This is a genomic window from Acinetobacter sp. GW821-FHT01E09, assembly GCF_059422385.1.
Genome location: NZ_JBWKWU010000001.1, coordinates 2,143,121 through 2,158,231, shown reverse-complemented (window position 1 = coordinate 2,158,231; position 15,111 = coordinate 2,143,121). Strand labels below are relative to the sequence as shown.

The window sequence follows — 15,111 nt, the reverse complement described above, 5'->3', positions numbered from 1 at the left end:
TTATTTCTCCTGGGTGAACAGTTTATCTAGAGTGTTTTCGAAAGTGTGATAATCAAGGAATTCGTAAAGTTCTTTTCGTTGTTGCATGCTATCCAGTACATTAACTTGTGTACCATTTTCACGAATTGAACGAAAAACTTCGAGGGCTGCTTTTTGCATTGCACGTGTTGCAGACAATGGATATAGCACCATGCTGATGCCCTGTTCAGCTAACTCTTGGGTGGTGTAATAAGGTGTATCACCAAACTCTGTAATATTTGCAAGAACAGGAACACCTACTGCATCACAGACTGTTTTATACATGGTAATGTCGGTCATTGCTTCAGCAAAGATCGCATCAGCACCCGCCTCGACACATGCACAAGCACGATCAATCACGGCTTGCAAACCTTCTTTTTGCAATGCATCTGTACGCGCCATCACAACAAAGTTTGAATCTGTTTTTGCATCAACTGCTGCTTTAATACGATCAACCATTTCTTGTTGAGAAACAATTTCTTTATTTGGACGATGACCACAACGCTTTTGTGCAACTTGGTCCTCTATATGGACAGCTGCCGCACCAGCACTAATCATTTGTTTAATTGTCCGTGCAATATTAAATGCACCACCCCAACCTGTATCGATATCAACAAGTAATGGTGTATCTACACGTTCTGTAATACGACGAACATCTTCCAATACGTTGTCTAAGCTGGTCATCCCTAAATCAGGTAAACCATAAGAATAGTTTGCCACACCAGCACCTGAAAGATAGATGGCTTTATAACCCACCTGTTTCGCCATCATCGCTGCATAAGCGTTGACTGTACCAATGATTTGTAATGGTTTTTCCACTTCTAGAGCTTGTCTAAATCTTAAGCCTGCAGACGTCTGTTGTGTCATATTCCCTTCCACAGTGGTCACTTGTTTATTGAGTTTTGAGTATAGCCATAATTTATATTTCGCATATGACCATTTAGGTATATTACTCTAAAACTTTAGTCAAAGAAAAATGAATTTTGATTCATTTTTTCATTTTTATGCACTTTTTTTAATCATTTTTTCCAATAGCACGTTTGCTAAGAAATTTATTGACATCTTTGATATAATAGTGGCAACCCATTTTTCCTCAGTAATTTATGAACGAAGATTTAGCACAAGTTGAAGCTACAGGATGTGATTTTCCACAAACTAAACGTGGGCATGAACGTCGCTTGGCATTACTGATTAGTGCAAACGATCTTTTTTTAGAGCATGGTTATGATGCGGTATCTTTAGATGACATCGTGAATCATGCAGGCGGGTCAAAAGCCTCGATTTACAAATATTTTGGTAGTAAAGAAGGTCTATTTACAGCGATCTGTGACTATCGTCGTGATTTATTCTTTAAAGATATCTGCATTCCATTTAACCCCGCGTTGAATGAGCTCAGAGCATATTTGATCAATACCTTGATTAACTTTTATAAGCATATGATCATTCCTGAAAATATTGCTTTTATACGCTTGGTCTTAGAACGTTCACAAAAAGACCCACAATTGGCCGTCTATATTCATGAAAAAGGACCTAAGCAAGTACAACACTCTATTGCATGTGCCTTAGAACGTTGTGTAGAAAATCAAATATTAACCTGTGCAAATCCTTTATTTTCAGCACAATTTTATTTTGGAATTCTTAGAAATTTAGAATGGCGAATTTTAATGGGGATTGAAATCAAAGAATCTGATCAAGAAATATTCAATTGCGTAAGTTATTGTGTAGATCGCTTCTTAGAGGGCCATCAAAAGGTCTAATTTTTTTGCGTTTTCATATTCATATAGTATATTAGCTGATTCTCCTTTTTATTTTCATCAACCACCAACAATGAATTGTTGGTCAATTTCCCTATTGGTTTTGACTAAACAATTATTGTGGAGTAACCATGGCTCTACGACATTTTCTTACTTTACGTGATTTATCCACTGCTGAACTTAACCGTATCATTGAACGTGCTCAAGAGTTAAAGCGAAAACAGCACAACAACGAAGTATTTCAACCCTTTGTTGGAAAAGTCATGGGGATGATTTTTGAAAAGTCGAGTACCCGTACTCGTGTATCTTTCGAAGCTGGTATGAGCCAATTTGGAGGCAGTGCAATTTTTCTTTCATCACGCGACACTCAATTGGGTCGTGGTGAGCCAATTGAAGATTCTGCACGTGTGATATCGAGCATGCTTGATATCGTGATGATTCGTACATTTGGTCATGATATTGTTGAACGTTTTGCTGAATATTCAACAGTCCCGGTTATCAATGCATTAACTGATGACCACCACCCTTGCCAGCTACTTGCGGATGTACAAACATTTGTTGAACATCGTGGTTCGATCAATGGCAAAACTGTGGCTTGGATTGGCGATGGCAACAATATGTGTAATTCATATATTGAAGCTGCGCATATGTGGGGCTTTAAGTTAAAAATCGCGTCACCGAAAGGTTATGAACCAAAACCTGAATTTCTTTCAGAATTTGCACATTGCGTAGAACTTTTTGAATCAGCAGAAGACGCAGCGGTCAATGCAGATCTGATCGTGACGGATGTTTGGGCAAGTATGGGCCAAGAAGAAGAACAAAAAATTCGTGAAAAAGCGTTTGCTGCGTATCAAGTGAATGAAAAATTAATGGATTTAGCACATCCAGATTGTCTATTTATGCATTGCCTACCTGCACATCGCGGTGAAGAAGTTTCTGAAAATATGCTGGATCACAAAAACGCTGTGGTTTGGGATGAAGCAGAAAATCGCCTACACGCACAAAAAGCCTTGGTTGAATTTTTAATCAATGAAAATTTAAACAAAGACTAATTTGTTTTGTTTTAAGATAAATAAGCACCAACTATGGTGCTTATTTTTTGTTTCAGTATAATAAAATCCATATTTTTAATATGTGTATAATTCAAATGAAATTTAAAATAATTCCTTTATTCGCAATGTCAGTGTACATGCTCATTTCTCAAAGTAGTTATGCAACTGAATTAGATGATTATTTGATTCAAAAGAATTTGATTGGACAGGATTATAAAATTATAGATCAACAAAATTTAGATGATGTTTTAACTGCGTTAAGTGAAGAAGACTCTCGCGTGCTGCCTGTACAAGTCGACCAAAACACAGTGATTGAGAAAATTCATATGTATGATGATCATGTTGATTTGCAAGGTTTAATTACATCTAAAGATTTTAATCAGTTTTCAAATAGCATGGGTAAAGAAAAAACTCAGCAACTTTTGATGGAAGGAATGCTTGAAAATTGTCATTTACTTTTTGAAAATGAATTCCAACGTCAAAATCCTTATTATGTAAAAATAAAACTGATGTCTGAACAGAAAGCATATGAGCTAAAACTCAAAAATGAGCAATGCAAATTTTAATTTGTAATCATATTGTCTTGGTGCATTGTATCAGTTCACATTTTGTCTAAGCAGATTCGGTTTTTTTCAAGTTGATCTAACGATTAAAAAATTAATATTTTTTAATCGTTTAAGATTAAGACAATTTTCAAAATTTTAACTATCTGTAACAATTTTGTCATGTAGAATACTTACTATGCCCTTCAAGGTCGTTAAGACAGTTTCAAATGACGCAGATCATGCCCGCTTCAAAAAGTTTAACCACGCCTGAATTTCAACATAGCTCTAGCAGCTATATTAATCGTGAAATTTCCTTACTGGAATTTCATAAACGTGTGTTAGCCCAAGCAAAAGATGAAACTCATCCTCTGCTTGAACGATTGAATTTTCTCATTATTTTTTCACGTAATTTAGATGAGTTTTTTGAAATTCGTGTCGCTGGATTAATGAAACAACTGGACTTCAAAACCATTACCACAGCGCCAGATGGTATTCCAAACGAAGTCATTCTTGAGCAAATTTCACATAACGCACATCTTGCGATTCAAGAGCAATACGACACCTTAAACCATGTGTTATTGCCTGAGTTAGAAAACTATGGCGTCAAATTCATCCAATATAATGATATTTTAGAAAAACACGCGGAATGGATTAAAAATTACTTTTTTAAACAAGTACAACCTGTTGTAACACCAATTAGCTTAGATCCTGCTCACCCTTTTCCGCGTTTGGTTAATAAAAGCTTAAACTTTATTGTCACCTTAGAAGGAAAAGATGCTTTTGGTCGTCAGATTGAACTGGCCATTGTACCCGCACCTCGTTCCTTACCGCGTGTTGTACGCTTACCAAACGAGCTCACAAACGGCGCAGAACATTACATTTTATTGTCAGCCATTATCCAACAGCATATCAGTGATTTGTTCCCCGGCATGACGGCAACCGGATGCTATCAATTCCGTGTCACCCGTAATGCTGACTTAACTTTGGCAGAAGATGTCGATGATTTGGCAGTGGCATTGAAAGATGAATTGTCTTCACGTCGTTTTGGTCGTGCAGTTCGTTTAGAAATCGCAGATAATTGCCCAAATTCAATTAATAATTATTTATTAGAACAATTTGATTTAGATCCACAACATCTTTATCAAGTGAATGGCCCTGTCAATTTAACACGTCTAATTACTGATTTTGATATTCCAGAATTAAGGTTTAAGCCTTATCAAGCCGTTATTCCCAAAGCCTTAAGAAATTCAAATAAAATATTTGAAATATTAAGCAAGCAAGATTTGCTATTACATCATCCATTTGATTCTTTCCAGCCCGTTATCAATCTACTCAAAGAAGCGGCAAAAGACCCCAATGTTTTAGCAATTAAACAAACTTTATATCGTAGTGGTCCAGACTCAGAAATTGTACAAGTGCTGGCAGAAGCTGCTCGCAATGGGAAAGAAGTTACAGCGATTATCGAATTACGTGCGCGTTTTGATGAAGAATCCAATATTATCGTCGCAAATCTTCTACAAGAAGCTGGCGCAGTTGTGGTGTATGGTATTGTCGGTTATAAAACCCATGCCAAAATGATTTTAATTGTGCGACGTGAAATCGACAAACTTAAACGTTATGTACACCTTGGCACAGGCAACTACCATGCTGGAAATGCACGGATGTATACCGACTATGGTTTACTGACTACAAATGATGAAATTTGTGAAGACGTACATAAGATCTTCCAAGAGCTGACAGGTATGGGTAAATTGTTAAAGTTAAAAAAACTCTTTCATGCCCCCTTCACCTTACACTCTCAGCTGTTACATTTGATTGAGCAAGAAACAGCACATGCAAAAGCGGGTAAAAAAGCCCGTATCATCATTAAAGTCAATGCATTGACTGAACCTAAGCTGATTACAGCTTTGTATAAAGCATCTCAAGCTGGGGTTAAAATAGAGCTGATTATTCGTTCGATTTGTTGTTTAAGACCACAAATTGAAGGACTTTCGGAAAATATTAAAGTTCGTTCTATTGTCGGGCGCTTCCTAGAACATACTCGTGTTTATTATTTTTATAATGATGCCAATGAGGACTTATACTGCGCAAGTGCTGACTGGATGGGTCGAAACTTATTTTCTCGGGTCGAAACTTGCTTTCCAATTGAAGATAAAAAGCTTAAAAAACAGATTATTGAATATGGGCTACTCAGTTATTTAAAGGACAATATTCGTGCTTGGGAACTCGATGCCAATGATCAATGGCATGCAGTTCAACCTAAAGATGATGAAAAACCTTATATTGCCCAACAGGTGTTGATGCAACAACGGATTATTCCCACTACAGCGTAATTCTTTCATATTGTTATTATCAATAATTCATAACAATCCTCCTTAAAAAGGAGGGTTTGAATGATTAATGCGGCATTGCAGCACCCTAATCAAGCTATCACTTTGATTGATCCTATGCGTTGATTTCAATATTCTTTAAAATCAGATGACTATAAACCAATACCCTCAATAACCCCTTGTTGCTTTAACTTTAACAATTCATCATCTGAACAAAATTCTTCTAAAATCGCTTTGGTATGCTCCCCTAAGCGTGGTGGTGCATTACGATATTCAACAGGCGTTCCTGTCATTTTAATCGGTGAACCAATCACATTAAAATCAGGATTATCTGTATGTGGAATATTGACCACCATTTTACGATATTGAATTTGGGGTTCATCTAAAGCATCTGCAACAGAATTAATCACGCCAACAGGTACTTTCACTGCATGAATTGCATCGACCCAATGCTTCGCGGTATTTGATAAAAAATATTCAGACAACAAAGCAACCAATTCTTGACGATATTTCACCCGATCTTGATTACGGAGATAGTTTGGTTGATCTAACAATTCAGGTTTTCCAATCGCAATACATAAATCTTTAAATTGTTTATCATTGCCACAGGCCAGAATAAACTCCTTATCTTGCGCTTTAAAAGTCTGATAAGGCACAATATTGGGATGATGATTGCCCATTCGTTGAGGTGCGATACCTGAACTTAAATAGTTCATACCTTGGTTGGCGAGTCCAGCAACCTGTACATCTAACAACGACATATCAATATACTGCCCAACACCTGTTTGCTGACGAGAAATCAGTGCTGCCTGAATCGCAATTGTTGCATATAGTCCAGTCTGAATATCAACCACCGCCACACCAACTTTTTGTGAACTTGCCCCTAACTCTCCTTCTTTCTCGCCAGTAATACTCATCAAGCCAGACATACCTTGAATGATAAAGTCATAACCCGGTTCTTCTGCACGCGGCCCATCTTGACCAAAACCAGTGATAGAGCAATAAATCAATTTTGGATTAATATGCTTGAGCGTTTCATAATCCAATCCATATTTTTTCAATGAACCTGCTTTAAAGTTTTCAATCACAATATCTGCGGTTTTCACCATGTGTTGTAGTAATCGCTGCCCATCCTTCGTTGCCATATCAATTGCCACTGAGGATTTATTGCGATTCGCAGATTGATAGTATCCAGATTCTCGTGTCGCTTTACCCTGTTGATCAAGCATCCAAGGCGGGCCCCACATACGGGTATCATCACCAACTTTAGGGCGTTCAATCTTAATCACTTCGGCGCCTAGATCTGCAAGAACTTGCCCACACCACGGACCTGCCAGTACTCGACTCAGATCTAAAACTCGAATTCCTTGTAATGCACCCATATGTTTACCTCTATGTCAGGAGTAAGCGAATACTCCTTAATTTTACGATTTACTGAATCTGTTTAAACAAGCGTTGACTATTGTTGTTGGGGGTCATATTGACGATCTTTGATAAATAAGCCAGGCAGTACCCCTGCAACAAAGTAAGCTGCACCCATCACGATAAATGCCGTCATAAATGTTCCGCCCGAAGCAAGGAAACCAATGGTTGCTGGGGCAATAGCTGCACCCACTCGCCCAATGTTATATGCACCACCAATTGCTGTACCTCGGACATCGGTAGAAAATGATTCCGCCATATAGGTCGCATTTACGCCATAAGGAATGCCATATAAGAAACCAAAAGTGATCAATAAGTACAAAATATTATCTGGCGTATTAAAAATAATAATCACAGGTAAGAAGACAGCGCTGGCTATGGTACCGAACACAAATACTGCACGACGATTAAATTTATCTGCCAAATATCCCGCTAAGATCTTGCCTAGAATCATTGCTGTATATGAACCCACCATATAGCTGGTCATGTTTTTAAAGTTCATATGCACTTCTGTTTCTAGATAACTTGGCATCCAATTGTTGATTCCGTAGTAACCAAATTGTAAGAAGAAGGCCGTAGTCATCCACAATAAAAACATTTTACGGTGCTTAAAGTTGGCAAAAATTTGTTTATAAATACTGCCACTTTTTGCTTTCATGGGAACTGTAGCTTCAACTGGTTTTTTGCCTTGAAGCTGATTGATTTTGTTGAGCTGCCAAGACTTTGGTTCAGGTACAAAGCGTTGCAAGAAAATATTGATAAATGCTGGAATAACCGTGATAAAAAACAAGACTCTCCAACCATGATCAGGAATAATCGCACCTGCTAATAATGTAGCAACAATATATCCAACGGTTTGCCCGGTTTGTAATGTACCCAATACCGTAGTTCTATACGTTGTAGGAACATATTCAGCCATAAGGGTATTGCATGCCATGTAAAGCGCCCCAATCCCTAGTGCACCAATAAATCGTAATGCCATAAATTGTTCAAAACTTTGGGTAAAGCCTAACAAACATGTTGCAACTGAGAAAAACGATACAGAATTAGCAATGGTACGTACGCGGCCAAACTTATCACATGCCCATCCCCCTAAAATTCCACCAATCCCCATACCAGCCAGAGATGCGCTGCCTAGAGCGCCTGCCTGAAAAGTAGATAATGCAAACTCACCTTTTAAACTGGTTAAGCTATAGGACAACAACATGATATCCACGCCATCAACGACCATAGCGAAATAGGCGAATAAAAGTGCCCATTTCCAAGTATTTGGGCCTATTTTTTCAAAGGTTCCAATATTGGATGGCATGGATAATTTTGTTGAAGTTGTAACTGATCGAACATCATTGTTCATTTTTCCTCTACCTCATTTTCCCAAATGAGTCATCGGTCACTTTTTATCTTTCTCTCTACTTATTTCTTTGTTATTTTTATTGCATCAATCTAGAGTTAAGTATGAGAGTTAAAAGAATAATCAGATATTTTTCACGATGAATCCTTTTATCATTGATTTATTTTTACCTTAGTTTTTATAAAATTTAAGGCAAAAAATCCTACAAGGGATGCTAGATTTAAGCATCCCTGTTTTAAAACAGTTAATTTTTAGTTACTAAAGGCAGCAATACCAGTTTGTGCACGCCCGAGAATTAAGGCATGTACATCATGGGTACCTTCATAGGTGTTAACCACTTCCAGATTGACCAGATGACGAGCGACACCAAACTCATCACTGATGCCATTACCACCCATCATGTCTCGAGCAACACGCGCAATATCTAAAGCTTTACCACAATTGTTGCGTTTAATCAGTGAAGTGCCTTCAACAGAAGCGATACCTTCATCTTTCATACGACCAAAACGTAATGCGATTTGCAGCCCTAAAGCAATTTCAGTTTGCATATCTGCAAGTTTCTTTTGCACCAATTGATTCGCAGCCAGTGGTCGTCCAAATTGTTTACGATCCATCGTATATTGGTGTGCCGTGTGCCAGCAAAACTCTGCCGCCCCCATCGCGCCCCATGCAATACCGTAACGTGCACTATTTAAACAAGTAAATGGTCCACGCAAACCACGAATTTCGGGAAATGCATTTTCTTCAGGAACAAAAACATTGTCCATCACAATTTCACCGGTAATCGATGCGCGCAAACCAACTTTGCCATGAATCGCAGGTGCAGAAAGTCCTTCCCAACCTTTTTCTAGGATAAAGCCACGAATTTCACCGACATTGCCTTCAGCAGAAACTTCTTTCGCCCAGACCACAAATACATCAGCGATTGGACTATTGGTAATCCACATTTTTGCGCCAGTCAGACGATAACCACCTTCGACCTTTTTGGCACGGGTGATCATACTGCCTGGATCTGAACCATGATCAGGTTCTGTTAGACCAAAACATCCAATAAACTCGCCAGTAGCTAATTTAGGTAAGTACTTTTGTTTTTGCTCTTCAGAACCAAATTCATTGATAGGCACCATCACCAATGAGCTTTGTACACTTGCCATTGAACGATAACCCGAATCTACGCGTTCAATTTCACGGGCAATAAGACCGTAACTGACATAGTTTAGACCTGCACCACCGTATTCTTCAGGGATTGTCGGCCCCAGCAAACCTAACTCACCCATTTCACGAAAAATAGAAGCATCTGTTTTTTCATGGCGGAATTGTTCCAAAACTCTTGGCATCAGTTTGTCTTGTGAATAGGCATAAGCAGCATCACGAATCATGCGTTCTTCAGAAGTAAGTTGCTGTTCCAATAAAAATGGGTCTTGCCAGTTAAATTGAACACGTGCCGTTTTTGTAGAATTAACCATTTGATTCATAGCATCCTTTGCTGAACATATCTTGTTGTCTTAGTAGTGATGTTAGGTGTGAAAATCCATACTTTCAAACGATTAATTCTCACTCAGATATTCCATTTACGCATATCTTGTGTTTTTATAATATGGCTCGCTCAATGACTACGGTTCAATTATGCGGGTATTAAACGAGGCTTTTTAACAGATTTTTATCATCTTTACATCCTCTTATAAATTTTCATTTGAGGTAAAACCATGGGGTTTGATGAAAGTTTCATTGCAAACATCTGCTTTGCTTTAAGTTCTTTTTGCTTGATATGAATAGATTAAATTTAGTCTTAATTAAACTTTGATATTCAAGGAATGAATATGCGTAGAATGATTCCCTCATTACAATCATTGATATGTTTTGAAGCGGCTGCCAAGCATCTAAGCTATACCTTTGCAGCTCAAGAGCTGCATCTTACTCAAAGTGCCATCTCTCGCCAAGTACAACAACTCGAAGATTTTTTAGGACTCAATCTATTTAACAGAACACGGCATGGCGTTGAATTAACACAAGCGGGTGAACATTATTATAAAAACATCAAAGCTCATTTATTGGGCATTGAGCAAAGCACACTCGATTTAATGAGCCATAAAGGTTTAGGCGGTACGCTAAAATTGGGGGTTGTACCGACATTTGCAACACGTTGGCTCTTACCCCGACTGTATAAGTTCAATGAAATATATCCTGAAATTACCATTCATTTAGAGACCAGTACCAAACCCTTTTTATTCAGTGAGCATATTTTCGATGCCGCTATATATACAGGTACACCTGCACAAATTGAAAATTGGCCGGGTGCAAAAGTCCACTATTTAATGAATGAAGATGTTGTTCCTGTGTGTTCTGCTGAGTTAATTTTTAAGCATTTTCCAGAGCTAAGAGGGCCTTCCGGAGATTTACGTCGAAGCTTAACGGCGGAAGAGATTGCCGCGCTGCCCTTACTCCAACAAACCACACGCCCCTATATTTGGAAAGAGTGGTTTGAAGTTTCTGGTTATGAGCATCCTTTTGCATTAGAAGGACAACGGCATGAATTATTTTCGATGCTTGCGGTGGCAGCCATACATCATATGGGGGTTGCGCTTATTCCACAAAAACTACTAGAAAAAGAACTGCGCTCAGGTGATTTAATTATTGCCTCAGAAATTAAGCTAAAAGGTTCACGTGCCTATTATTTTGTCTATGCAGAACAACAGCAAACACCCCTCATTGCTAAATTTGTTGAATGGTTATTGACAGAAGTTGAACAATCACAAAGTACTTTTTTAAAATAATGCGATTTCGAGTTAAACAATAGTTTGTTCAAGATTTATAGAATGCCGTTTAGCTTCTATATTGTGATGAAAAAACTCAAACTGTAGGAGATGAAAAGAACAGCGCCTACAACAGAAAATACAAGCCTACTCCGCTATTTTTTAATATCTATACAGTATCTTTAATAAGAGTAGGCTAAAAGAAACAAATGAATGACTACAGATCTTAAAATTTAAGCGCTAAACCCAATATAACGATAAAAATCTTGATCTCCTACAACACCTAAGCTTGTTTTATAAATCAGGTAATCAGGATAATTACTCTCAGATAATTCATTGAAAATATTCAACCCCTGATCATCATGAGCATGGATTTCATCGACGCTACGGGGCATGGTCGCTTCAAATTCATCTGAAATATATTCAAAGCCCAAATCCATCGCAATAAACAAGGTATGAATACACGGTTGTAGATATTGTTCTTCATTCCAATCAATGACCGCATGTTGGCAATGTGGGCATGTAACATTTTCTTGAGAATTTTCTAAAGTGATCAGTTGAAATGGCATACGCTTTGGAACAGAATAAAATTGTATTTTAAACGAGTTAGGGAAATTAAACACTCGTTTTAGATAAATCTAAAATTGCTTTTCATATTTTATAAATACACGAAACAAAGCTAAGGATATTATGTCAACGATTGAAAAAGCGATTGCTTTAGCAGCTCGTAAACACGCAGGCCAAAAAGATAAAGCACAACAGCCTTATATTTTTCACCCACTGAGGTTGATGTTCAAAGTTAAAACACCCAATCAACAGATTGTTGCTGTATTACATGACATCTTGGAAGATACTGATACCACTGTGGTCGATTTAATCTCACTTGGCTTTAGTCAAGAAATTGTCGATGCCGTTGTTGCCTTGACCAAAAAAGAAGGTGAATCTAGAATCGAAGCCGCCTACCGTGCAGTAAAAAATCCAATTGCACGTGTGGTAAAACTGGCAGATGTTGCTGATAACATGGATATCACCCGTATTCCACATCCGACCACTAAAGACCTTTTAAGATTAGAAGAATATAAGCAAGTTCAAAATATTCTCATGACAAGCAATGCCTAATCTTAGAAAATTTTCACAATTAACAAGTTGACTTGATGCAACAATTAAGTTTAATAGTGCGTCATTGTTGCAATTATGGAATGTATTTATGCTCACTGATTTGGATGACTTTTACTGCTTTGGTTTAGTTGTAGAGCATGGGGGATTTAGTGCGGCTGAACGTGCAACGGATATTCCTAAATCCAAGCTCAGTCGCCGTGTATATAATTTAGAAGAAAAATTAGGGGTTCGTTTAATTCAACGAAGTTCACGTCATTTCGCAGTTACAGACATTGGCATGAATATTTACCGTCATGCCCAAGTGATGATGAATGCAGCACAATCAGCGCATGATCTGGTCGATCATCTCAGTGAACAACCACGCGGTGTGATTAAAGTCAGTGTACCTGTGACCGTTGCGCAAAGTGAATTGTCCAAAATCCTTCCTGACTTTTTAAAAACTTATCCTGAAATCAGAGTACAACTTTTAGTCAGTAATCGTCGAGTAGATATCATCAATGAAGGTTTTGATGTTGCCTTGCGTGTCCGCGCAAATCTGGACGATGACCCGAGCTTAGTGCTGAGAAAGTTTGGACATATTGAACAGCACCTTCTTGCAAGCCAAGCCTATTTAAATGAATTTGGTATGCTCAAAAAACCAGAAGATTTATCTGAACACCGAATTTTAAGTATGGTTGATGAGCACTTAGATCAACAAATGGTGTTACATGATAGTGAAAATCAACAGAAAAAAATTAAAGTTAACCCGATACTCATGGGGTCGGATTTAATGATGCTGGCAAAATTAGCCAGTCAAAATTGTGGTATTGCCTTACTTCCAGATACGATTGCTAATGATTTTGTCGCCACAGGCGAATTGGTTCGTGTCTTACCTGAATGGAAAGCACCGCACGGGATCTTTCACGCTGTTTACCCTTCTCGCCGAGGCTTACTCCCTGCGGTAAGAGTCTTTATTGACTATTTGGTTAAGCACTTAAGTAAGTGTTGAACAACTCATCTTCATCATCACTTTGATTAAAGAATCCTAGGATTATTTCAATAGACAAGCCGATCTAAATAAATTGACAAAGATGGACTGCAATCTGGTGTCCATCTGGTGCTATTTTTGATACCATCGCTACTGCTTAATTCCAATGTTTTTCTGATTTATATGACTTCATCTTATCAACAACAGCTTGATGCCAAAATTGAACGAATCCAAACTCAATTCGCAGAATTTAATCCACCTTCGTTAGAAGTATTTGCTTCACCTGAACAAAACTTCCGTATGCGTGCAGAATTCCGAATTTGGCATACTGAAGATGATATGTTCTATGCCATGTTTGAACGAGATGAAAATCAACAAAAAACTGTTGCTCGTATCGATGAATTTCCGATCGCAGATCAAAGTATAAATCAGCTTATGCCAGTTTTATTGGCTGAGCTAAAAGCCAATTCAGTCTTATCAAAACGGCTTTTTGAAGTGCATTTTCTAGCAACGCTCAAGGGCGAAATGCTGGTTTCATTGATTTACCGTGCGCCACTGAGTGAAGAATGGGAAGTTTTAGCAAAACAATTGGCTGAAAAGCTGAATGTTAAAATCATTGGTCGCAGTCGCGGACAAAAAGTTGTCTTAACCGATGAATTTGTTGTGGAAGAATTACAAGTTTTTGAGCGTAAATTTCAATATAAACAAATCGAAAGTAGCTTTACTCAACCCAATGCACAAGTTTGCCAAAAAATGTTGCAGTGGGCGTGTCAGTCCGTTGCAGGCAAAAATAAAGACTTACTCGAATTATACTGTGGTAATGGTAACTTTACCCTTCCCTTATCTTTGAGTTTTAACCGTGTTTTGGCAACTGAATTAGCGAAATCTTCGGTCTATGCGGCACAGTGGAATATTCAACAGAATCAGATCGACAATATTCAAGTTGCACGCCTTTCAGCAGAAGAATTTACCCAAGCCTATAACGGAGAACGTGAATTCCGTCGTTTACAAGAAGCAGAAATAGACATTCAGGGCTATGAGTTTGATACAGTTTTTGTTGATCCGCCACGTGCTGGGATTGATGACGATACATTAATGCTATTGCAAGGTTTTCAACGTATTCTTTATATTTCATGCAATCCAGATACATTGCACGACAATTTAAAAACCTTGCTCAAGACCCATAAAATTGTGAAATTTGCGATGTTTGATCAATTCCCCTACACCCATCATGTAGAATCTGGGGTTCTTCTCGAAAAAATTTAAACAATTTATTACAAGATTAGACTGCCATGTAAATTAGCATGGCAGCTACTTCTTTAAATTATTTATTGATATATCATTAAGTTATAAATCATTTAAAACATGGCCTTTTAACAAACCGTTTAAAACATATCAAATCATCGAAAAAATCCGCCTATAACTCGACCATCTATTTCGCTCAGATCTTGTATTTTATTAAAAAACGGCTATATTTCGAACTATGTTAGGTTGTGTATGAAGGCTCTATGAGTTTTTGGCAAAAGCTGTTTACGGCTGAAGATACATTGCAAAATGAACATAAAAATCAAATTGCATGTGTTGAAAATGATTGCTCTTGTAAATCCAATGATCAACTTTTATCAGCGTTGATGAAAGCAACAGATCAGGATGTAATTACTGGGATTAAAAAGGTACTTATCTCTAGAGGTTTCAGTAAAAAAGAGTTAAACCAATTACAGCATCCACCTATTCAATAGTCATGGATGACCGCTAAGAAAGAAAAAGCATTCAGTTTACTGGATGCTTTTTTAATTCCAA

At 37.8% G+C, this 15,111-nt stretch carries 14 protein-coding genes; 9 read left to right on the top strand and 5 right to left on the bottom strand.

The window, feature by feature from the left end:
- Positions 1-885, bottom strand: coding sequence for a methylisocitrate lyase (gene prpB / locus AC07U8_RS09800; protein WP_004720700.1), 885 nt, complete (start codon positions 883-885; stop codon positions 1-3).
- A 236-nt stretch (positions 886-1,121) separates the two neighbouring features.
- On the opposite strand from prpB, the gene AC07U8_RS09795 reads away from it, so the two are divergent.
- The 4 genes from AC07U8_RS09795 (at position 1,122) to ppk1 (ending at position 5,702) form a co-directional block, all read left to right on the top strand.
- Positions 1,122-1,775 carry a TetR/AcrR family transcriptional regulator gene (locus tag AC07U8_RS09795; protein WP_004720703.1) on the top strand — a complete coding sequence of 218 codons (654 nt, stop codon included), beginning with the start codon at positions 1,122-1,124 and terminating at the stop codon, positions 1,773-1,775.
- A 128-nt stretch (positions 1,776-1,903) separates the two neighbouring features.
- The gene (gene argF / locus AC07U8_RS09790) at positions 1,904-2,824 is read left to right on the top strand and encodes an ornithine carbamoyltransferase (RefSeq protein ID WP_004720705.1); all 921 of its coding nucleotides are present in this window, start codon (positions 1,904-1,906) and stop codon (positions 2,822-2,824) included.
- Between the two features lie 95 nt (positions 2,825-2,919).
- Positions 2,920-3,390, top strand: coding sequence for a hypothetical protein (locus tag AC07U8_RS09785; protein ID WP_494737775.1), 471 nt, complete (start codon positions 2,920-2,922; stop codon positions 3,388-3,390).
- Positions 3,391-3,596: 206 nt separating this feature from the next.
- Positions 3,597-5,702: a polyphosphate kinase 1 gene (ppk1, locus tag AC07U8_RS09780; RefSeq protein WP_315078775.1), complete on the top strand. Its 2,106-nt coding sequence runs from the start codon at positions 3,597-3,599 to the stop codon at positions 5,700-5,702.
- Positions 5,703-5,851: 149 nt separating this feature from the next.
- Here the strand turns inward: ppk1 and AC07U8_RS09775 are convergent, their stop codons facing one another.
- The 3 genes from AC07U8_RS09775 to AC07U8_RS09765 form a co-directional block, all read right to left on the bottom strand.
- A complete protein-coding gene (locus tag AC07U8_RS09775) occupies positions 5,852-7,081 on the bottom strand; it encodes a CaiB/BaiF CoA transferase family protein (protein ID WP_494737774.1) in 1,230 nt (409 codons plus the stop codon).
- A 77-nt stretch (positions 7,082-7,158) separates the two neighbouring features.
- Complete coding sequence (locus tag AC07U8_RS09770) at positions 7,159-8,475, bottom strand: MFS transporter (protein ID WP_494737773.1); 1,317 nt, start codon at positions 8,473-8,475, stop codon at positions 7,159-7,161.
- A 248-nt stretch (positions 8,476-8,723) separates the two neighbouring features.
- A complete protein-coding gene (locus tag AC07U8_RS09765) occupies positions 8,724-9,947 on the bottom strand; it encodes an acyl-CoA dehydrogenase (protein WP_096734036.1) in 1,224 nt (407 codons plus the stop codon).
- A gap of 345 nt (positions 9,948-10,292) precedes the next feature.
- Between AC07U8_RS09765 and AC07U8_RS09760 the strand changes: the two genes are divergently transcribed.
- On the top strand, positions 10,293-11,246 hold the full coding sequence (locus tag AC07U8_RS09760) for a LysR substrate-binding domain-containing protein (RefSeq protein WP_494737772.1): 954 nt from the start codon (positions 10,293-10,295) through the stop codon (positions 11,244-11,246).
- 212 nt (positions 11,247-11,458) lie between these two features.
- Here AC07U8_RS09760 and AC07U8_RS09755 read toward each other — a convergent pair whose 3' ends face one another.
- Positions 11,459-11,794: a hypothetical protein gene (locus tag AC07U8_RS09755; RefSeq protein ID WP_004720717.1), complete on the bottom strand. Its 336-nt coding sequence runs from the start codon at positions 11,792-11,794 to the stop codon at positions 11,459-11,461.
- Between the two features lie 121 nt (positions 11,795-11,915).
- Between AC07U8_RS09755 and AC07U8_RS09750 the strand changes: the two genes are divergently transcribed.
- The 4 genes from AC07U8_RS09750 to AC07U8_RS09735 all read left to right on the top strand — a co-directional run bounded on the left by AC07U8_RS09750 (position 11,916) and on the right by AC07U8_RS09735 (position 15,050).
- Complete coding sequence (locus AC07U8_RS09750; protein WP_494737771.1) at positions 11,916-12,344, top strand: guanosine-3',5'-bis(diphosphate) 3'-pyrophosphohydrolase; 429 nt, start codon at positions 11,916-11,918, stop codon at positions 12,342-12,344.
- Between the two features lie 88 nt (positions 12,345-12,432).
- Positions 12,433-13,332, top strand: a complete 900-nt coding sequence (locus AC07U8_RS09745) for a LysR family transcriptional regulator (RefSeq protein ID WP_004821316.1) — start codon at positions 12,433-12,435, stop codon at positions 13,330-13,332.
- Between the two features lie 162 nt (positions 13,333-13,494).
- Entirely contained in the window at positions 13,495-14,577 is a 1,083-nt protein-coding gene (trmA, locus tag AC07U8_RS09740; protein WP_151803112.1) for a tRNA (uridine(54)-C5)-methyltransferase TrmA, read from the top strand.
- Positions 14,578-14,819: 242 nt separating this feature from the next.
- The gene (locus AC07U8_RS09735; protein WP_004720727.1) at positions 14,820-15,050 is read left to right on the top strand and encodes a hypothetical protein; all 231 of its coding nucleotides are present in this window, start codon (positions 14,820-14,822) and stop codon (positions 15,048-15,050) included.
- The last annotated feature ends 61 nt before the right edge of the window (positions 15,051-15,111 follow it).